Origin of the sequence: Sphaerisporangium rufum (assembly GCF_016863395.1) — a bacterium.
In the GTDB taxonomy this organism is placed as follows: Bacteria; Actinomycetota; Actinomycetes; order Streptosporangiales; family Streptosporangiaceae; genus Sphaerisporangium; species Sphaerisporangium rufum.
Map to the genome: position 1 here is coordinate 80403 of NZ_BOOU01000024.1, position 20049 is coordinate 100451.

Annotated in this window: 17 protein-coding genes, 2 pseudogenes and 3 CRISPR repeat arrays (2 of these 22 running past the window's edge); of the genes and pseudogenes, 16 read left to right on the forward strand and 3 right to left on the reverse strand. The window is 67.9% G+C overall.

Annotation, left to right across the window (positions count from 1 at the left end):
• A CRISPR array of direct repeats spans window positions 1-1142; the repeat unit is 30 nt; unit sequence GTTGCGACCCCTCGTAGGGGCGATGAGGAC; it begins 468 nt to the left of the window's first position.
• Window positions 1143-1407: 265 nt separating this feature from the next.
• The 13 genes from Sru01_RS08135 (at window position 1408) to Sru01_RS08195 (ending at window position 12748) form a co-directional block, all read left to right on the forward strand.
• Entirely contained in the window at window positions 1408-2136 is a 729-nt protein-coding gene (locus tag Sru01_RS08135; protein WP_203983265.1) for a CRISPR-associated endoribonuclease Cas6, read from the forward strand.
• A complete protein-coding gene (locus tag Sru01_RS08140) occupies window positions 2133-3551 on the forward strand; it encodes a Cas8a1 family CRISPR/Cas system-associated protein (protein ID WP_203983266.1) in 1419 nt (472 codons plus the stop codon). Before Sru01_RS08135 ends, Sru01_RS08140 begins: the two co-directional genes overlap by 4 nt.
• Window positions 3552-4586: a type I-B CRISPR-associated protein Cas7/Cst2/DevR gene (gene cas7i, locus Sru01_RS08145; protein ID WP_203983267.1), complete on the forward strand. Its 1035-nt coding sequence runs from the start codon at window positions 3552-3554 to the stop codon at window positions 4584-4586.
• Entirely contained in the window at window positions 4583-5251 is a 669-nt protein-coding gene (gene cas5 / locus Sru01_RS08150; RefSeq protein ID WP_203983268.1) for a CRISPR-associated protein Cas5, read from the forward strand. The genes cas7i and cas5 overlap by 4 nt, the downstream gene beginning before the upstream one ends.
• The gene (gene cas3 / locus Sru01_RS08155) at window positions 5248-7605 is read left to right on the forward strand and encodes a CRISPR-associated helicase Cas3' (protein ID WP_203983269.1); all 2358 of its coding nucleotides are present in this window, start codon (window positions 5248-5250) and stop codon (window positions 7603-7605) included. Before cas5 ends, cas3 begins: the two co-directional genes overlap by 4 nt.
• A gap of 43 nt (window positions 7606-7648) precedes the next feature.
• Complete coding sequence (locus tag Sru01_RS08160; protein WP_203983270.1) at window positions 7649-8146, forward strand: CRISPR-associated protein Cas4; 498 nt, start codon at window positions 7649-7651, stop codon at window positions 8144-8146.
• Complete coding sequence (gene cas1 / locus Sru01_RS08165; RefSeq protein ID WP_203983271.1) at window positions 8147-9127, forward strand: CRISPR-associated endonuclease Cas1; 981 nt, start codon at window positions 8147-8149, stop codon at window positions 9125-9127. It begins immediately after the preceding gene.
• A gap of 6 nt (window positions 9128-9133) precedes the next feature.
• Window positions 9134-9397 carry a CRISPR-associated endonuclease Cas2 gene (gene cas2, locus Sru01_RS08170; RefSeq protein ID WP_203983272.1) on the forward strand — a complete coding sequence of 88 codons (264 nt, stop codon included), beginning with the start codon at window positions 9134-9136 and terminating at the stop codon, window positions 9395-9397.
• Between the two features lie 131 nt (window positions 9398-9528).
• A CRISPR array of direct repeats spans window positions 9529-9822; the repeat unit is 30 nt; unit sequence GTCCTCATCGCCCCTACGAGGGGTCGCAAC.
• Between the two features lie 211 nt (window positions 9823-10033).
• Window positions 10034-11239 carry a helix-turn-helix domain-containing protein gene (locus Sru01_RS08175; RefSeq protein WP_203983273.1) on the forward strand — a complete coding sequence of 402 codons (1206 nt, stop codon included), beginning with the start codon at window positions 10034-10036 and terminating at the stop codon, window positions 11237-11239.
• 64 nt (window positions 11240-11303) lie between these two features.
• Entirely contained in the window at window positions 11304-11654 is a 351-nt protein-coding gene (locus tag Sru01_RS35400; RefSeq protein ID WP_239137107.1) for a hypothetical protein, read from the forward strand.
• 107 nt (window positions 11655-11761) lie between these two features.
• The gene (locus Sru01_RS08185; RefSeq protein WP_203983274.1) at window positions 11762-11932 is read left to right on the forward strand and encodes a hypothetical protein; all 171 of its coding nucleotides are present in this window, start codon (window positions 11762-11764) and stop codon (window positions 11930-11932) included.
• 119 nt (window positions 11933-12051) lie between these two features.
• The gene (locus Sru01_RS08190; protein ID WP_203983275.1) at window positions 12052-12261 is read left to right on the forward strand and encodes a DUF397 domain-containing protein; all 210 of its coding nucleotides are present in this window, start codon (window positions 12052-12054) and stop codon (window positions 12259-12261) included.
• Between the two features lie 79 nt (window positions 12262-12340).
• Entirely contained in the window at window positions 12341-12748 is a 408-nt protein-coding gene (locus Sru01_RS08195; RefSeq protein WP_203983276.1) for a hypothetical protein, read from the forward strand.
• Window positions 12749-13290: 542 nt separating this feature from the next.
• On the opposite strand, the pseudogene Sru01_RS08205 reads toward Sru01_RS08195, so the two are convergent.
• Both Sru01_RS08205 and Sru01_RS36675 read right to left on the reverse strand, forming a co-directional pair.
• Window positions 13291-14652, reverse strand: a pseudogene (locus Sru01_RS08205) (IS256 family transposase).
• Window positions 14653-14960: 308 nt separating this feature from the next.
• Window positions 14961-15209, reverse strand: coding sequence for a transposase (locus Sru01_RS36675; RefSeq protein ID WP_203983279.1), 249 nt, complete (start codon window positions 15207-15209; stop codon window positions 14961-14963).
• Window positions 15210-15357: 148 nt separating this feature from the next.
• Between Sru01_RS36675 and Sru01_RS08215 the strand changes: the two genes are divergently transcribed.
• Complete coding sequence (locus Sru01_RS08215) at window positions 15358-15735, forward strand: mCpol domain-containing protein (protein WP_203983280.1); 378 nt, start codon at window positions 15358-15360, stop codon at window positions 15733-15735.
• Entirely contained in the window at window positions 15735-16484 is a 750-nt protein-coding gene (locus Sru01_RS08220; RefSeq protein ID WP_203983281.1) for a hypothetical protein, read from the forward strand. Before Sru01_RS08215 ends, Sru01_RS08220 begins: the two co-directional genes overlap by 1 nt.
• Window positions 16485-17237: 753 nt before the next feature.
• Here the strand turns inward: Sru01_RS08220 and Sru01_RS36550 are convergent.
• Window positions 17238-18354, reverse strand: a pseudogene (locus Sru01_RS36550) (IS701 family transposase).
• 163 nt (window positions 18355-18517) lie between these two features.
• On the opposite strand from Sru01_RS36550, the gene Sru01_RS08230 reads away from it, so the two are divergent.
• Window positions 18518-19597: a hypothetical protein gene (locus tag Sru01_RS08230; protein ID WP_203983282.1), complete on the forward strand. Its 1080-nt coding sequence runs from the start codon at window positions 18518-18520 to the stop codon at window positions 19595-19597.
• 167 nt (window positions 19598-19764) lie between these two features.
• Window positions 19765-20049: direct repeats of the CRISPR family, unit length 30 nt; unit sequence GTCCTCATCGCCCCTACGAGGGGTCGCAAC; it runs 145 nt beyond the window's last position.

Sequence of the window (20049 nt, forward strand, 5' to 3'; positions counted from 1 at the left end):
GCGACCCCTCGTAGGGGCGATGAGGACGACCGGCATCCTGAGCGGCGGCCCCGGCTGGTGGACGGTGTTGCGACCCCTCGTAGGGGCGATGAGGACCGCGCTGCTCTCGCTCGTTGACGAGCTTGCGCCGCCGGTGTTGCGACCCCTCGTAGGGGCGATGAGGACTTGTGAAGCTCGGAGGTCTCCTCCCAATACTTTCGTTGCGACCCCTCGTAGGGGCGATGAGGACAGGCGATCCCTACGGCCAGCGCCGGCGCCGGTTTCTGTTGCGACCCCTCGTAGGGGCGATGAGGACTACGTGTCGCAGGTGGCGCGCGGGCGGAAGTCTGGGTTGCGACCCCTCGTAGGGGCGATGAGGACGACTACGGCAACCGGGATTCTCGGCAGGATCTACCGTTGCGACCCCTCGTAGGGGCGATGAGGACGACGCGGGCGACGCCGTCCGCGAAGGACACCGCGCGTTGCGACCCCTCGTAGGGGCGATAAGGACACCCAGACGACTCCCGTCCAGCCGCAGTCGCTCGCGTTGCGACCCCTCGTAGGGGCGATGAGGACTCGTACGCACCGCCGGCAAGGTCGCGAGGATCGCAGTTGCGACCCCTCGTAGGGGCGATGAGGACCCGGACTCGATGCCCCCGGACAGAAGATCGCGCTACGCGGTTGCGACCCCTCGTAGGGGCGATGAGGACCGTGGCGGTCACCGGGACCAGCGCCGGCCAGACGTGTTGCGACCCCTCGTAGGGGCGATGAGGACCAGCCTCGACAACACCCTGTTCGGGGGGCTGTACTCGTTGCGACCCCTCGTAGGGGCGATGAGGACGAGTACATCACCCCCAACGGCGAGCTGGACGGCGCGTTGCGACCCCTCGTAGGGGCGATGAGGACCGTGAAACGGTCAGTCACGCGCTTCGCTGACGCGGTTGCGACCCCTCGTAGGGGCGATGAGGACGGCAGCAGCCGCTCGTCGTCCGACAGCGTCAACAAGTTGCGACCCCTCGTAGGGGCGATGAGGACTGGAATCCGGGGAACGGCGGGGTGAAGCTCGCGGGTTGCGACCCCTCGTAGGGGCGATGAGGACTGCTGATCAGGGGGCGCGTGTCGAGGTAGATGGTGTTGCGACCCCTCGTAGGGGCGATGAGGACCCCACGGTAAAGGCGCTGGTGGGGGAGGGCAAGAGGGACGCGCTGGCGGGGTGTTTTGCAGCGAACCTCCGGTCGTGCAGAAAACCCGGGAGGTCTGCTGCAAATTCATGATCCTCTTCCTGCGTGTCGAGCTGGCTGCTCGCGGCGGACTCTCTTCGATCGTATCCCGGTGGATGCACGTAGACCTGCGGAAACGCGTCGAAGCGCGTCTCCGGTGACTTCCGTCCGTCTGTGTTGGGTGACGGCGAAGGAAAGGGGAGGCGGAATGCGGGTGCGGGTCGAGGTCAGCACCACGGCTACGGAGCTGCCGTGGCCGAAGGTCCTGGCACCGGGGCGGTCGCTCATCTACGACCTGCTGGCGCGGGAGGCGCCGGCGGTCGGCCGGCAGTTGCACGCCGCGGGCGCAGGGCCGTACGGCATGGTACCGCTGGGTCACGGAGCCCCGGTGTTCCCTCGGGCCGCGAAGGCGAAGGGGAGGTACGCGGTCGGCGGGCGCGGCCAGGTGGAGCTGGGCAGCCCGCTGTTCGAGGTGGTGAACGTGCTGGCCCAGGGCGTCAAGCGGCGGGAACTGCTCGACTGGGGCGGGGCGGCCTTCCGGGTGCTCAGCGTGGCCATCGTGGAGCCGCCGTCGTTCGCGTCCGGCCGGGCTCGGTTCCGTACGACCACCCCGGTGGTGATGAAGGGCACCGGCCGTGACGAGACGGGCGCCCGGTCCACCCGCCAGGCGTGGCTGTTGCCGGCGGACACCGAGTTCCCGGTGTTCTTCCAGCGCAACCTCCGCCGCAAGGCCGAGACGCTGGGCTTGGACCCGGAGGTGTCGCTGACGCGCATCTCGTGGATCGGCGCCAAGCGCTCGTTCTCCGTCGGTCACGGACTCAAGCCGGGCGCCCCGGTGGAGGTCGAGCTGACCGGCCCGCCGGAGACCTTGCAGGCGATCTGGAGCTGGGGCCTGGGGCAGGCGAACGCCGCCGGCTTCGGCTGGGTCACGGCGTGACGGACCGCGAGGCCGCACTATCACCGGTCCGGCTCACCGCACACCCGTTGCAGCGGGTCGGCGCGTACGCGTTGGCTGTGCTCGGCGGGGTGCCGACGCCGGACCGGCTGACCCCGGAGGCGCTCGACCAGGCCGTGAAGACCATGACCAAAGACGCGCTGCACGCCGCGCTGGTCCGGAACACCAAGCGGGACAACGGATTCTGGCTCAAGGCGAGTATGTCGTTCTTCCCGAACTCCAAGATGAACCATCTCAGCAACGCCAAGAAGGACGACGCGACGGTCACCGAAGCGGTCCAGACGTGGCGGAAGTGCCCGGCGCCGGAATCCTGGCCGGACGCGGCCTGTGTGCTGTGCGGACGCCGAGCAGTCGGGTTCTACGGCAAGGTGGACGTCCCGCTGGCCGAGAGTGACCTGTACCGCAACAGCACGCCACGCGGCCACGCTGGAATGGCGCTCTGCCACCCCTGCCTGTCCGCCTTCTACGCCTTGCCGTACGGGTGCCGGTTGACCGGCGGGCCGTCCATCGCCCTGTACAGCTGGGATGAGAAGTTCATGGCCCGGACGCTGTCGCGGCGGGTCGAGCGCAACAAGATGCTGATCGCCCTGGGGAAACCCGACAGCAGCGGCATCCCGGCCCGTGAGGTGGTCGCGCTTCAAGCGCTTCGCGGGCACGAGGACCGGATGACGGCCGGGGTGGAGCTGATGGTCTTCAGCAACAACAACCGGGGCCAGACCTTGGAGATCCAGTCGATGGAGCAGCCGCTCGCCGAATGGCTGCGGCGGTCGGCCCGGCCGCCCCGCCGGCGAGGTTTCCCCGCGCTGCTACGAGCACACGCCCGGCCCGGCACGCCCGGGATCGTCGGCCTGGCGCGTAACGCCTTCCGCTCCCCGGACCGGATCGCCGGAGCATGCGCCCGGTATCTCATCGCGGGCCTGGACCGTGGGGTCGTCCGGGACGACACGGCCGACCTGGCCGAACTGTGCTTCTCCCTAGTCACCGAGGTACTGACCATGAACCAGCACGAGACCGACGAGATCAGGGCGGCCGGCCGTCAGGTGGCCGCCTGGGTGGCGGCGGAGAACTCGGCCGGTGCGCTCCGGCAGTTCAACGCGACCGTGCGCGACAAGTCGCGGATGCAGCATTGGCTGAGGCGTCGCAACCTGGACGCCCTGCTGGACCCTAAGAGCCCGATCGAGGGCCCACTGATCACCGAGGAGCAGTTCCGGCTGCTGTTCGACCCCGAGGTGGAGCATGCCTGGTTCCACCGCCAGCTACTGACCGTGTCCGTCGTCCAGCGGCTGCACGAGTTGGACTTCCGCCCGGCGGACGGTGCGGAGGTCGCGGCGGCCCTCAAGGACGAGGACCTGGAGCGTGCCGAAGACAAGGCGTTCCTGAACGGCGAGGAGTCGTAGATGACCTATCTGGTGGGCAAGGTGGCCCTGGACGTGGTGGCCGGGGCGCCCAACAACGGGCTGGGCGAGGACAACGTGGCCCGGGTCAAGCAGTTGCGGGTCGGCCGCGCCGTGCATCCGTACGTGTCGGCGCAGGCGTTCCGCCGCTGGGTGCGCGACTCGCTGCCGCCCGGCGAACCGGTCTCCCTGGTCACCCGGGCCGGCACCGGCCAGAAGCAGCAGGCGTACACGGCCGGCCGGCCGGACCAGTACGTGGACGACGACCTGTTCGGCTACATGGTCGCGGTCAAGGGCGACAAGACCAAGACGTGCCAGCGGGACACCGTGTTCGCCACCGGGACGCTGATCTCGGTCGCCCCGCGCACCCCGCAGAAGGACTTCGGCACGATGAGCCGCGGTTTCGCGGCGGGGGAGAACCCGGTCATCCACGAGCACGAGTTCTACAGCGCCGAGCTGGCGGCGGACGTGCTGCTGGACCTGCCCCGCATCGGGGTGTTCGAGGTCGACGGGGCCGGCTTGAAGGTGGCGTTGCCCGCGCCCGCCGCCGAGGAGGTCCAGGCGGCCGGCGCGGAGCGGCTCACCTTCCGCGGCTGCTCGGCGCTCCGGTTGGACATCGCCGAGCGTCGCCGGCGGGCCGCGCTGCTGCTGCGGACGCTTACCGCCGTCCGTGGCGGCGCCAAGCAGGCGTTGCACTACGGCGACCGCACGCCGGGACTTGTCCTGCTGGCTCCGGTCAAGGGCGGGGTGAACCCATTCACCCGCGTGCTGGGCGTGCGGAACGAGCGCACCCGGTTCGACGGCGAGGTACTGCGGGCGGAGATGGCGGCCTGGGCGGACGAGCTGGACGGCCCCGTCCTGCTCGGCTGGGCGCCCGGCTTCCTCGGTGACCAGCGCGACCAGGTCAAGGCGGACCTGGCCGACCTCGTCGAGGCGGGCAGCCTGGTGATCGACCATCCGCGGGTCCTGCTCGGCGACCTGGCCGCCCGGATCGAGCGCGGCGAGCGGGACGGCTGGTTCGAGGACCCCAAGGAATGACCCGCCTGGAGGCATTGGAGGTGACGGTTACCGCGCCGATCGCCTCCTTCCGCAACCCGCTGTACGCGGGAGTGCAGGTGGCCTTGCCGTGCCCGCCGCCGTCGACGGTCGGCGGCATGCTGGCCGCGGCGGCGGGCGGCTGGCCGGCGGTCGATCCGGAGTTCCGGTTCGCCATGGCCTTCCACGCGCGCGGCCAGGGGGTCGACCTGGAGACCTATCACCCGCTGGACGGCTCGGGGAAGAAGGCGGACCCCACCCCCCGGGAGCGAGGGTTCCTGGTGGACGTCACGCTGACCGTGTGGATCTTCGACCGGCTCGCCGAATGGTCCAGGCGGCTGCGCCGGCCGGTCTGGCCCCTCCGGCTCGGTCGCAGCCAGGATCTGGTGGCCGTCGCGACCCGCCCGGTCGCCCTGCGTCCCGGACCGGGCCGCCAGGCGGCGGCGCTGCTGCCCGAACCGGACTCGCCCGCACCTGATCAAGCCGCGGCCGGCACGCTGCTCCGGCTGCCGACCGCGGTGTCCGCGCACCGGGATCGGACCCGCTGGGACGCCTACCGCTTCGACGCCTCCGGCACCGCGACGACGATCGTGCCCGCCGACTGGGCGGACGAGGAGGGGCGCGCCGTCGCGCTGCTGCCGCCGGTGCATCCGGCCCGGATCGCATGACGGCGACGCTGGGCCGGATGCTGGCCAAGAGCTCACCAAAGGAGCTGCTGACCGGCCACCTCGCGGCGACCCTGGCCGGCGCCGGCGCGCTGGAAGAACGCGTTGGACGCATCGCGGTGGCGGAGCAGGTCACTGGCGCCATCTTCTGGACGGCGGTGCGGCTGGCCGCGCTCTGCCACGACGCCGGAAAGGTACCGGACGGGTTCCAGGCCATGCTCGCCGGAAGGATCCGGTCCTGGGGGGAGCGCCACGAGGTCGTGTCCCTCGGCTTCCTTCCCCGGCTGATCGCGGAAGGACCGCTGCTGACCTGGGTCGCCACCGGGGTGGTCACCCACCACCGGTCCTTCGAAGGCGGCCGCGGACCGCTCACCCCCTTCTACGCCGTCCCGGTCGAGGAGTGGCGGGAGCGGCTGCACCCCATCCCGCCGGAGGCGGTGGCAGAGCTGACGACCTGGCTGGCCGGCACCGCCGCCTCCGCCGGCCTGCCGGTCCTTCCCGCCTCGTCCGGTGCCGGTGACCTGGTCGAGGCATCCTGGCAGGTGTTCCACCACCTGCTCGACACCTGGGAGCTGCCGGTCGATCCCGACACCGGGCTGACCGCCGTCCTACTCCAGGGCGCCGTCACCCTGGCCGATCATGTCTCCTCCGCCCACGGACGGCTCGACACCCGCCAGCCGCTCGGCGCCGGATTCCGCTCGCTGCTGGAGAAGAAGTTCACTGATCAGGGCCGGGCGCTGTACCCCCACCAGGCGCGGGCGGCCGAGGTCGATGGACATCTGCTGCTGCGCGCGCCCACCGGGTCCGGCAAGACCGAATCGGGGTTGCTGTGGGCGGCGTCCCAGGTCGTCACGACCGCCGGCCGGGTCGGCGGCGTGCCGCGGGTCTTCTTCACCCTTCCCTACCTGGCCTCGATCAACGCCATGGCCGGCCGGCTGGGCCGGCTGCTCGGTGACGAGAGCGCGGTCGGGGTGATGCACTCGCGGGCCGGGTCCTACCACCTGTCCACCGCCATCTGCCCGCAGGACGGCGACGAGGCCGAGGCCACGGCGGCCAGAAAGGCGGCCTCCCGGGCCGCCGCCACCCGGCTGTTCCAGGAGACCCTCCGGGTGGGCACGCCGTACCAGATCCTGCGCGGCGCGCTGGCCGGACCGGCCCACGCGGGGATCCTGGTGGACGCGGCCAACTCCGTCTTCGTCCTGGACGAGCTGCACGCCTACGACCCCCGGCGGCTCGGCTACATCCTGGCCACGGCCCGGCTGTGGGAGCGGCTCGGCGGCCGGATCGCCGTGCTGTCCGCCACCCTGCCGGACGCGCTGACCGCGCTCTTCCGCGACACCCTCCATGGCGACGTCCAGCTGGTGGAAGCCGACACCACGGATTCCCGGCGGCGCCACCGGCTGCGGCTGCGCGACCGGCATCTCACCGACCCCGCGACGATCGAAGAGATCGGCCGGTCGCTCGACGCCGGGCGGGCGGTGCTCGTGGTCGCCAACAACGTGGCCGACGCCCAGCACCTGTACGCCGAGCTGACCCAGGGTTCCGGCCGCGAGCCCGAGGACGCCTACCTGCTGCACTCGCGCTTCCGCCGGATGGACCGGGCCGCGCTGGAGCAGGCCATCACCGAGCGCTTCGGCGTCGACCGGCCGCGCCGCGGCGGGCTGGTGGTGGCCACCCAGGTGGTGGAGGTGAGCCTGGACGTGGACTTCGACGTCCTGTTCACCTCGGCGGCGCCGCTGGAGGCGCTCCTCCAGCGGTTCGGCCGGGTGAACCGGATCGCCGCCCGGCCACCCGCCGACGTCATCGTCCACCCGGCCGCCTTCGCGCCCCGTAAGGGCGGTGGTCCCGAGCACGCCGACGGTGTCTACCTCGGAGCACCGGTTGAGATCACCTGGCGCATCCTCGGCCGGCACGAAGGGGCCGACGTCGATGAGGGAGAAGCCCGGACCTGGCTGGACGAGGTGTACGACTCCACGTGGGGCCACGACTGGTACGCGGAGGTGACCCGGAGCCGCGTCACATTCGAGGACGCGTTCCTGCGCTTCGCGCACCCCTTCGTCGCCCGGGACGACCTGGCGCAGCTCTTCGACAAGCTGTTCGATGGCACCGAAGCCGTCCTAGAACAGGACCGTGACGCCTACCAGGCGGCGTTGCGACAGGTTGACGGCTCGGCGGCCGCCGGCCGGTTGCTGGCCGAACGCTACCTGGTCCCGATGCCGCACTGGACCACGCCGCTCACCACCTGGGAGAAGCGGATCGGTGCGCGCATCGTCAACGCCGACTACGACGAGCGGCTCGGCCTCGGCCAGGTACACGGCCCGGCCGCGCAGAGATACGAGGCAGGCGAGGTGCTGTGATCTGTCCAGGGTGCCGGCCGAACCGTCAGTCGGGTGACGTGCTGTGATCGACGCCGACGACGTGGGCGGAGTGCACGTCAAGTACCTCTACCACTGTCGCCGCCAGCTGTGGCTCTACGCGCGCGGGTTCCGCCCCGAGTACCTCAACGCCACCGTCGAACTCGGCGAGGCGGTCCACGAGACGTCCTACTCGCGCAGCTCACCGGTCGACCTCGGGGCGGCCAAGCTGGACCACCTGGACGGCGCCGCCTGGGTACACGAGGTCAAGTCATCGTCCCGGCCGAGCCGGGCGGACACCGCGCAGGCCATCCACTACTGCCACCGGCTGCACGCCATCGGCGTGCCGGCGCAGGGCGGAATCCTGCACTATCCCAAGACGCGGCGCACCGAACGCGTCCACTACACGCCCGAGACCGCCGCCCAGGCCGAAGCCGACATCGCCGAGGTCCTGGACGTCGTGTCCGCGGCCACCTCCCCACCCCTCCTCGCCCGCTCGCGGTGCAAGGGGTGCTCCTACCTCGACTACTGCTGGAACGAGTAGATGCCCACCGCCGCAAGGACCTACTGGCTCACCACCGCCTGCCGGATCCGCCGCAAGGACCAGTCACTGCGTATCGAACGGGTGGACGGCTCCCCGGTGCACATTCCGGTCACCGACGTGCGGGACATCGTCGCGTGCGAATCCGTCGACATCAACACCGCGGTTATCGGCCTGCTCAACCGGCACCGCATCAACGTGCACTTCCTCAGCGCGTACGGAGACTACGCCGGCTCGCTGCTGACCTCCGACACCAGCACTTCCGGGCAGACCGTCATCGCCCAGGCCAGGCTGGCCGGCGACCCGGCGGCGTCACTCGCGGTCGCCCGCTCGCTGGTATTGAGCGCCGGAGCGAACGTCCGGCGGGTGGTCGACCGCAAGCTGCTCACCCGGCCGATGGAAGTACTGCAGACCTCCGTCGCCGGCGCCACCACCCGCGAGGAACTCATGGGCGCCGAAGGCACCTTCCGCCGCTCCGCCTGGGCGGTGCTGGACACCCGCCTCCCCGAATGGCTGCGACTCGGCGGCCGCAGCCGCCGCCCGCCGCTCAACGCCGGCAACGCTTTCGTCAGCTACGTCAACGGCATCATCTATGCCCGCGTGCTTTCGGCGATCCGCCTGACGCCGCTGCACACCGGCGTCGCCTTCCTGCACAGCAGCATGGAACGGCAACGCCACTCGCTGGTGCTGGATCTCGCCGAGGTGTTCAAGCCCATGTTCGCCGAGCGATTACTTCTCCGCCTGGCCGGCCGGGGCCAGCTCAAACCGGCCCACTTCGATGTAGAGGTGAACCAGGCCATGCTGAGCGAGTCCGGCCGCAAGCTCGTCGTGCAGACCGTCCGGGACGAGCTGGCCGTCACCGTCCAGCACCGCACCCTCGGCCGGAACGTCGCCTACGACGAGCTGCTGTACCTGGAGGCACTCCAGCTCACCCGCACCTGCCTGGAAGGCACCCCGTACAAGCCCTTCAAGATCTGGTGGTGATCGTCGGTGTATGTGGTGGTGGTCTACGACACCCTCGCCGAACGCAACGCCGCGATCCTGCGGCTCTGCCGCCAGTACCTTCACCACGTGCAGCGCAGTGTCTTCGAGGGCGCCCTCAGCCCGGCCCAGCTACGCCGCTTCCGTCACGGCGTCGAAGGCGTCATCGACGCCGGCTACGACAGCGTCCTCGTCTTCACCTTCCCACCCGGCACCACCCCGGAACGCCAGGAATGGGGCGTCCCGCAACCCGCCCCGAGCGACATAATCTAACGGCTACAGCGGGGCGAACGATCATGTTTCTGCAGCAGACCCCCCGGGTTCTCCGCACGACCGGAGGTTCACTGCAAAACCGGCTCTACCGCGTCCATCTTGCCGTTCCCCACCTGCGCCTTTACCGTGGGGTCCTCATCGCCCCTACGAGGGGTCGCAACGTGATGCCGAGGAGCCTGCCCAGGCGTCTGGTGTCGTGTCCTCATCGCCCCTACGAGGGGTCGCAACGCCGACAGCCCCGTGTAGGTCTGGATGCCCGGGGTGGTCCTCATCGCCCCTACGAGGGGTCGCAACATCTTTTCGTCCACCGTGCCGATGACCAGCAGCCCGGTCCTCATCGCCCCTACGAGGGGTCGCAACTCGGGACGGAAGTGGCCGGCCCAGTCGATGCGAAGGTCCTCATCGCCCCTACGAGGGGTCGCAACCGAGCGCCTCACGAGATGATGCTGATGGCGAGGAGGTCTTCATCGCCCCTGCCCGGGTCCTATCGGTGAATCAACCCGACAAATGCCGTGTCCCCGATCGGCTGTATTTCTTATTCGGTCACTCGTGCCGTATGGCATGTCCAAGGCCCGAGACAACAAGACGCCCTGCACCTAGCCTGAGAGTGTCGAGGTCTCAGGAGGTGCGGGGCTTATGGGCGACAACAACACCGGCAACATGATTCGTCTTCAGCGGCAGCGGATGGGCATGAGCACCACCGCGTTGGCCGCGCGGGCCGGCTGCACCGTTCGCCATATCGAGCTCATCGAGCAGGGCAAGAGAATCCCCTCGCTGCCCCTGCTCCGTGAGATCGCCAAGGCGCTCGGCGTCCGTACCGCCGTGCTGCTCGGGGAGAGCCCGCGGGAGAGTCAGGAGCCTGGCCGGGTCGGTGTAGGTCCTATCGAGCGCGCGCTGTTCACCTACAAGACGCTGAGCGATGACGCCGAGCCGCCCGACGTCGACCAACTGGCCGAGAGCGTTACAGCCGCCCGTGCGGCCTGGATGGGATCACATCGCCGGTACTCCATCCTCATGAACCAGCTACCCAAGCTCATCAGCGATGTTGAGCGGCTCATCCTGAACAGCAGCGGCAGGCCCGACGCCGAACGGCGGGCCTGCGGCGTCGCCGCCGATGCCTACATTCTCGCCCGGGGCGTGCTCAAGCACTTCGGCCGCATTGACCTGGCCCACCTTGCCGCGGACCGTGCGATGCGCTATGCCGAGCAAGCGGAGGATCCGCTGATGATCGGTGGCGCGTTGTGGAACCTGGGGCAGTCCGTGCTCGCCGACGATATGCCGGAGGTCGCTGCGGACGTAGCCCGAAAAGGCATGGAGTTCATGGAGCCGGAACTGCACGACGGCGACGAGCGACACTTGGCCGTTTACGGCGCCTTTCATCTGCTTTCTGCAATTGCCATGACCCGCACGGGCGAGGAACAGGCGGTGCGGGAGCTGCTGTCCGGCCCCACGCTGGCCCTGGCCCGCCGGGTAGACGAACGTGTCAATTACGGCGGATTTGCTTTCGGGCCGACTAACGTGGCGATTCATATGGCCAGCGTCGCGTACGAGCAGCGGCGGCCGGAGGCCCTGCTGCAAATCGCTGATGACGTTGAGGTGAGTCGCAGCCCGTCGCTGGAGCGCCGTACCACCCATCTTGGCCACGTCGCCCGCGCTTGCGAGGACACCGGGGACGACGCCGCCAGCCTGGTGTACCTGCTGCGGATAGAGCGGGAGTGCCCCGAGGAACTGGACTACAAGCTCAGCCTGAGGGACATGATCCGCTCCCTGGGGCTGCGCGCCCGCCCGTCATGGGCATCCGAAGTGCGCCACCTCGCTGACCGTCATCGCATCGCCATGTGACGAACTCAAAGTTCGTACTTAGCTGTTCGGTTCAGTGACAGTGAGTCACTCTACGGTCACGGTCATGATGTTGACCGACGAGGAAGACGCCGTAATGGGCCGTCTGCTTGCTGAGACGAAACACGAGTTTCCGGGATGGTCCTTCACCCACGCGACCGCCGGGTGGACGGCCACCAAGGGGGATCAGCAGCACCGCGCGGACAGCCTGGCCGCTCTGCGCACGGTGTTGCGTGGCTTCACGGAGGGATGGCACATCTGGCGGTCGGACCACGGCCGCTGGTGGGCCACCCGAGACCGTCCCTTCGATGCGCAGGCCGCGCGTGACGGTGCCGCGCGGACTGTAGACGGCGACACTGAGGTTGAAGTGCGGCGCGCCATCTCTGAGCAGGAGAGCATCGCTGCCTCCCAGATATGAACGCGCCCACGGATCACGCGGAACACGGACCGCATTTCCCACGCCCCAACACGACGGCCGAGTCCATCCGATGGTAGTCACCTCGGCCGCACCAGGGGTGCCAGCGCGTGCTGCGCTGGACGTGCCAGTGCCGGTGCACGGTCTACTACCTGATCGCGGCCGGTGGCCAGATGTACATCGCGCGCACCGGGCCGGGTGGCCGGGTCGAGACCGAGCGGATGCGTCATGTCCACGCCAGGGAGCTGTGGCGGCGCGTCCTGCTCGGCGACGCCGTATAGACCCCGCAGACTCCCGGGTCGAAGACTTCCCCCTGCCCTTCGACCGGGCCGGCGTCCTCCATGAGGAGGGTGCCCACCTTGTCCGGCGGAACCGCCGGACCTGTCCGAAAGGAGTCCTGATGGACCTCTACCAGCAGGACCTCACCGGTGCGCGATACCAGCGCCGGTGCGGCGGCAACAACGGGACCGAGGGCGGTGAGGCCTGCGTGGAGGTCGCGCCGATTCCCGGTGTCGCCGACGCTTTCGCGTTGCGCGACAGCAAGAACCCGGCCGCCGCGCCCCTGCGGTTCACCGGTGACGAGCTTCGCGCCGCCGGGATGACCATCTAGCGATTCGCATGGTAGGCGGCCCCTGCCCGCTAGCGACAGGCAGGGACCGCCTACCACTGTACGAAGTGGGGGAGTCGCCATGCACCTGCACTGCTACACCTGGACCGGGCCCGGCGCGGAACGGGCGCGCGAGGGTGAGCGGCGCCCGCTGCACCCGGGGTTCATGGCGTCACCGCTGCCGCCGATGCGGACCTGCGACTGGTTGCTCAAGCCGCGCACCCGGATCGCGGCCTCGCCGGCCACCGTGCCCGACGCGCTGACCTGGCTCGCCGCACGCTACCGCGCGGCGGAGCCCTCGTTCCTGCACCCGGGCGGTGAAGCCCGCGTCGGGCTGGACTTCCGGCTGGAACTCGCCGAGCAGCACCTTGCCGACGGTGTCGATGTGCAGTGGGGGATCTGGCTCCGTGGCGGGAACTTCACCACCCCCGCCGTCATCTGCTGCTCCCCGAACCGCCACGCCGACCACCCCTGCCCCTCTGGCTCGTAATTCTTCCGGCGGAGAGCACTCCACCACCCTCCGGCCGCGATCCACAATCGGGAGGACACCTCGTGCACGGCCACCACACCGCGCTGGCAATAGCCGGACTGTGGATCGTCACCTGCCTGCTCCTCGCCTGGATGATCCACCGTGGCGAGCGCGGCAAGTGAAAGGGGTTCTCCGCGTCTGCCTCTGGGTCTCTGGAGCAGTTCGCGGCTCGGTATCGCGTTGATCCGGTACCCCAGTGGGCGCTTAGCGGCCCGTCTCAGTGGCGTACGCTGACCCTCGTGGAGGACGTTGTTGATCATGTTTTTGCAGCAGACCTCCCGGGTTTTCTGCACGACCGGAGGTTCACTGCAAAACCCTCCTCCAGCGTGTCGCTTTTGCCGTTCCCCACCTGCGCCTTTACCGTGGGGTCCTCATCGCCCTTGCGAGGGGTCGCAACCCATGGCCATCCTGCTCCCCAGCAACTAGCCCACGTCCTCATCGCCCCGGGGTCGCGTCCTCGGAGCGGTGTAAAAGCTCAACGAGGTAGGTGCCGTCGGTTGATCTTAGGCGGCTGCCGTTTCGGGTGTCGAGTCGGTGGCTGGGGTGGTTGCCGGGCGGAGCCGGCTGGGCGGGGTAAGCAGGACTCGACGCAGGTCCTGCAGGATGCGCAGGCCCTTGGAGGTCATTGTGAAGCCGCGCCAGCCGCGGGCTGCCCGGTCGAGAACCGCCCACACCAGGCTGACGCAGGAGGTCTCGCCGGGGAAGCGGCCGATGACCTTGACCCGGCGGCGGGTCTCACCGAAGGTCCGCTCGATGAAGTTGGAGTGGCGGGATGCGCTTGTGGTGCTCAAGCGGGAAGCGCAGGTAGGTCGTCAGCGAGGCGCGGTCGGCCAGCAGGCTCTTGACCGCCGCCGGGTAGCGAGCCCTCCCCAGGTATCGGCGAAGGCGTCGATGCGCCGTTGCACCCAGGTGACCAGGTCGTGGCCCGGCTCGATCTCCTGATCGCCCTGTTGCAGCCCGCTGGTGTCGAATATGTCCCAGAAGGCGGCCTTGACCTCGGCCTGATCGCCGGCGCTGACCTTCGATAGGACGTTGCGGCATTTGTGGATCACGCAGCGCTGACGCAGCGAGGCCGGGAAGACCTGCTCGGCGGCGGTAATGAGGCCGGGTGCGCCGTCGGAGATGACCAGCAGTGGCGGGCGCAGGCCGCGTGTGGCCAGGCCGGTGAGGAAGTCGTGCCAGGCGTCGGTGGATTCCGCGGCGGCCGGGGCCAGGTCGATGAAGACGGGTTTGCCGTCGGTGGTGATGCCCCAGGCGGCCAGGATGGGTTCGGCGCGCTGCCCATCGTGCATCTTGAAGTGCAAGGCGTCGCAGAAGAGATAGTCCAGCTCGACGCCGCGCAGGTCGCGGTGGCACCAGGCGTCGTACTCGGTGACGATGGCCTGGCAGATGGCTGAGACCGTCGACTTGGACAGCGCGGCCTCCGGGCCGAGGGCGTCGGCCAGGGCGCCCTCGACGTCGCGTACCGACAAGCCGCGCACGAACGAGGCGATGACCAGTGTCTCCAGCGCGTTGGTGCGGGTCACGCCGGTGCCGAACAGGCTGGAGGTGAACTTCTCGGTGGTGCCCCGCAACTTCGGGCGCGCGATGGTGACCGGACCGGTGGTGGTCTTGATCGTGGTCGGGCAGTGCCAGTTGCGGTGACCGGGCCGTACGATCTGCCGGCCGTCGTCGGCAGCGGTGGCCCGTTGGTATCGGGCGCGGCCGAGGAAGGCGTCCACCTCGGCTTCGACGGCGGTCTGGATGATCAGGCGGGCACCGAGACGGGCGACGTCTTCGATGACCTCGACCAGGTCACGGCCCTCGGCGAACAGGGCGTCGATCTCGGCGCGGATGGCCTGAACGGGCGGTAGTGTGCGTGCCACGAGCGTAGGTCCTTGCGTTGTGCGAACTTTGGTCGGTTCAGCACGGCAACCTACGCTCGTTCTCTTTTACACCGCATCTCGGACGCGACCCCACCACCGTGGCATGAGATCCAGTAATTCAGCCCCACGGAACTCGGGGCACACCAAATCGGCGGTGAGAATCGTAAGCGAGAACGCGGCACGCGCCATGCTGTCACGGGACACCAAGTGGAAAGATGAGCTCTCGCTTAAGCACTCCATTCGATCATGCCAAAATGGCCCTTGTGGCACCCTGCCTGTCCGCTCTCTAAGAACATGTTTGAGAAGGGCTACTTTGCTGGATGAGTAAGGGTGAAACGCTGCTGGCGGGCTGCGGCGCTTCCCCGGGTGAGGCGGCGTGCCATGCCGCTTATCGCGGCCCAGCGGATCATGGCCTCGGCGGTGGAGGGGTGGCGTTCGTAGTCGCGGGCCAGGCGGCGGTGGCTGGTCAGCCATGCCAGGGATCGTTCGACGACCCATCGCCGTTCGATCACCGCGAACCCGATCTGTCCCGGCGCTTTGCGGACGATGTGCAGCACGGTACCAGGTGCGTATACGGTGCGCGCGCCGCAACCTTCGTAGACCGGGTGAGGGAGGGGACCGTCCCAGCGGGGGGGGGCTATAAGTTGGCAGCCTCTCGTAGGCCGAATCTTTTATCAGAGCCAGTCTTCTGGCAAGATGTGCAGGGTGGTGGACAAGTGGTTCCTGGCCCTTGATGGTGATGACATCGGCCGTCATCTAGAACTACGCATGTTAACGGAGAACGTCGACGGCCTCAGGGCGTTCGCGTCAGCGTTTGGTGTCGTTCTTGATAAAATTTATCGAGATATCGAAGACTGCTCGTCTGTCGTTGCGCTACTCCGCGGTGGTGACAGTCTCCTATTGGAGCTATCGAAGGCCGAGATCTCTAGCGTAATAAGGATAATCCGGAATGCGACAGACGGAACGGACTTTACATTCTCTGGCGGATATGGTCGGACGCTTCGAGATGCCTATTTTGCTCTTAAACTCGCTAAGGCGTCCGGCAAAGACAGGGTCATTGCCGCCGATTCGGGAGAACTTTAATGAGTGCTGCATTAATATTTGTCTGCTCGAATGATGTGGGGCCCTATCTTAATGCCCTAGCGTATCTGAGTGACAAGCACAATATCTCCGACTTTAAATTCGTTTTTGTTACTGGTGCAATGATTGAAGGGCCGCAAACAAGTTTTGTCGAGACTATTGTGCTGGCCCTGGAGGATCTAGCCAGCGGGACCTATGAGAAAAGGTGCGTGGAGATCGACGCTCGGACTGCCGGGCAATATGCAACACTTGCTGCCAACTTGAAATCGAACTCAAGATCCACTGAGGTCGTATCGTTGGATGAGTTACCCGATCTATTAGCTAAGCAGGTAGCGGAGACGGGGCGAGCCAAACTCTTCGTGGACGTTACAGGTTTGCCGAAGATCCTTATGGCGCGTGTGCTGCTAGTATGTCTTGTTGGCGGTTTCCATGTTTACGCCTTTGAGTTGCGACACCGGGTTGATCGCGAATTCCCGGAGCGGTCTCTCTATTTTGCGATGCCGCCTGGCGCTTTTGACTATCCTCCGCTTGCGCGAGATCTCGCCGTGCATAATAGTGTTCGACAGCTCATTAATGTGAGGCGAGTTCTATGGATAACTGCCATGGTGTCGCTGGTGGGAGTCGTTTGCTTTGCAACGTTGTTACTTATTGATTCAAGTAACACCGTGTTGGCGGTAGTTGGCCTCGCGGCCAACATCATAGGCATTGCTAGCGGCGCATTGCAGGCCTTGGCGACAAGATCTGGACCGTAAGCCGCGCTGGAGCACCGCTGCATCGCCTATGGCAAGGCCAGGGTGAGCATCAAGTAAGGTGAGCATTCGCCGATCTGAAGCACATCCGCGCCGAGGGCAGCGAGGGGCAGGGCCGCTGATCGCTCTCCTCCTAGCAGGCCACGCTGCGCCGTCTGGACAAGGCGCTCTCCGCGTTCTTCGCCCGTGTCAAGGCCGGGCGCATCCCGTGATCCCCCCTCAAGCCCGGAGGATGCATCTGACCGGCCGGTACGGTCCTGGGGCGTGTTGCAGCAAGGGATGGACGCGGAGGGGCGATGACCTCGTGATCAGGCCGTGGCAGGATCTCGCGGGCAAGGCGATGAATCCTGTATCAACGAGACGCGGCGTTCGAGGGCTATCGCCGTCTCGTCCGGTTCGACCGTGGACGGGTCCATGGCCGGTCGTCGTCCTCCGTCTGAGAAGCCTCGGAAACGTCCGAGACCGACTTATGCAAGATCACCCCATCAGTACTCCAGCCGCATTTAGTGATCGATGAGGCGTTGCCGCTGGCGGTCGTGGTGGCAGCGGCGAGCACGTGCTTGGTGGCGGCCTCGCCAGTGTGACCAGTGGATGCGGTGCCCGGCAGGGTGGCGGGGCCGGTTCAGGTGGGCGTGCAGGCGGCGGATCTCGTTGACGGTGAGCGGGATCAGCTCGCCGGGATCATCCTTGTTCGCACTGTTGGTTGCTGATTGTCCGTTCGTCTTGGGCCCCCTGTGTGGCGGGGCCGTCGTGGACCTAGCCATGATCACCTCGCGAAGTGGCAGGTGGGCTCGCCGCGGCAAGGAAGGCCAGATGGGCGTGGGCGACCATCGCCAAGGTGACGTGCCGATACCAGGCGATGTGCTTACGGACCTGGTAGTGATCCAGGCCGACCTCGTTCTTGGCTGCCTGGAAGCACTCCTCCACACTCCATCTGGACCCCGCGACCCGTACCAACTCGGGCAAGCCGACCGGACGCGTCGCATAACAGCGGTAGAAGGCCACATCGGTGGGGTCGGTGATCGACCGCCGGGCGAGCATCCACTCCCGCACGCCCAGCCCGATCCACGCCCAGTCGTACAACCGCTCGCCCTTGGCCCCCGGCCCGCAGGAGTACCGCTGCCAGGCATCGGCTCCCACCGCGGCGAAAGCACGATCGGCTCGCGTCTTGACACCCGCGACCACCAGCGGATGAGCCCGCGAGACGGCGAACACGTGATTCAGGCCCCGCCGCCGGCAGCGCGCACGAGGCGTGGGGTTGTCGCCGTACCTCATCCCCGGTCACCCACCCGAACACCAGCAGCGGATCATCGGCGGCCCGCTCGATCATGCGCCATGCCAACTCCGGCTTGGTGGCGAACTCCGTCCCGGCCGCCACCCCCCGCATCGGCCAGCCGATCAGGGGCACCGAACCACGACTCGGGCAGGTACAACTCCCGGTCGATCAGCACCCGCTGCCGATCAGGGGTCACATACGAGCAGAACACCCCGATCCGACAGTTGGTGATCTTCCCGGCGGTGCCGGTGTACTGCCGCTGCACCCCCGCCGAACCCGGCCCTGCCTCTCAAAACCGGTATCGTCGACCACCAGCACACCGGCAAGGGAACCGATCCGCTCGGCGACCTGGGCCCAAAACGCGTCCCGCGCCTCATCGGCGTCCCACCGGGCGTGATTGAGCAGCCGCTGCATCCCGTCCGGAGTCGCATCACCGGCGAACTCCTCCAGCGACCAGCCGTTCTTGCGCTCCAGCGAGCTCAGCAGGCCCCCCAGATAGCCCCGAGCCCGCAGCCGTGGCTCACGCCTCCCGAAGCAGGAGGCCACCACCTGCGCGAACAGCTCCTCCAGCCCATCGGCCCAAACCGACGGGTCGATCTCCACTACAGTGGACGGCACGGCCACCACCGGTCATATGGTTCCAACACACCCACATGATCACAGCGGTGGCCGTCTCACGTCCCGGCCTCCATCAACCCGAGATCTCCACGTGCGGCTGGAGTATTAGGGTGTTCTTCCGCATGCCTCGGAGGGGTCCGATATGAACTTCGCCGCCGCGTCGCACCCTGTCGCCTTCAGCGCCTACTACTCGCTGGTGTTCCCGGCCATGCGGGACGCCGCACGCGTGCCCCTCCGGCGGGCCCGGCACAACGGAGCCCCCTGCGGTGGCATCGACCGGCGATACCTCTGTGACGACTGCGTATCCGACATTCACGACCGAATGTTGGCCGGCTATGAGCGGCTCGGACGGGCCACTGACGGTCGTCCACCACGTACCCGGACCGGCGAGACCGTCCACGAGATGGAGCCCGCCGTGCGCTGGATGACTTCGCTGGTAGCCGACCCGGCGGGTTGGGAACGATCCATTCGCCGGCTCCGCAACCGGCCGGTGGACGGCGAACCGGCCGGCCTGCGCGCCGCCCGCGCGCAGCTCGTCTACTACCCGTTGCAGAAGCTGGAGGCAGAGACCCGGCGAGCCGACGCCATCAGCCGCGGCGGTGCGGCCCACCCCCGTCGCGACCTCACCGCCAGCCGCTGGGCCACGCCGCTCCGGGAGAACCCCGCCGCCCTGGACCTGCTCATCGACGCGATCGAGCGTCTCCGGTGCGGCGCGACCGACCCGTACGCCATCCCTCGCCGCCTGCTGGACCAGTACGACCTCGACCTGCCGGCCGCCTGGCAACTGCTGCGCGCGGCTTTCGACCGGCTGCGCGCCGTACGCCGCGACTTCTACATCGCCAACGTCGCCGTCCACATCGACAAGGACGCCGCCACCGGAGATCTCATCAACCCTCCGCAGACCCCAGAGGAGCTGCTGATCGAAGCGGAAGATCAGTCCGACGCCCGTCACGCCGTCACCAAGCTCATCCAGGGCTCGGAAGGCACCGTGTACCGCGCCCTCCTGACACGGATCTGCGCCGCCGACACCCGAGGCGGCGAGGGCGTCGTCCCGTGGACGGCGCGCACCTTCTCCTACGACGAAGCGAAGGCCGCCACCTTCGTCCGGGCCCATGTCCACCTCGCCGTCCAGGCCGGCCTCGACTGGACCGAGACCCAGACCTCGGCGACACCCCGCCGCCGGACCTCCCGTCCGGAGCCCGCGGCATGCGAACCGTCATAGCGGGGTCGGAGGGACACCAACAGGAACACGTAAGGCCCGTCGCGACGCCTTTATGATTATGGAATTGCAGCGAACCTCCGGGGTATTCTGCACAACCGGAGGTCCACTGCAAAACACCGCCGCCCAACCCCATCGCAAGGCGCCCCAACCAGGTTCTTTACCCTGGGGTCCTCATCGCCCCTACGAGGGGTCGCAACGCCTGTACGGGGTGCCGGCCGTCGCGAAGTACGTCCAGTCCTCATCGCCCCTACGAGGGGTCGCAACAGCGCTGGGGAGGCGCCGACGATGAGTGATGACCTGCGTCCTCATCGCCCCTACGAGGGGTCGCAACCGATGTGCTGGCCGTGGTAGATGTGGGTTTCGTCGTCCTCATCGCCCCTACGAGGGGTCGCAACGCGGTGACGGTGGGCCCGTCGACCACCGCGGCGTCCGGGTCCTCATCGCCCCTACGA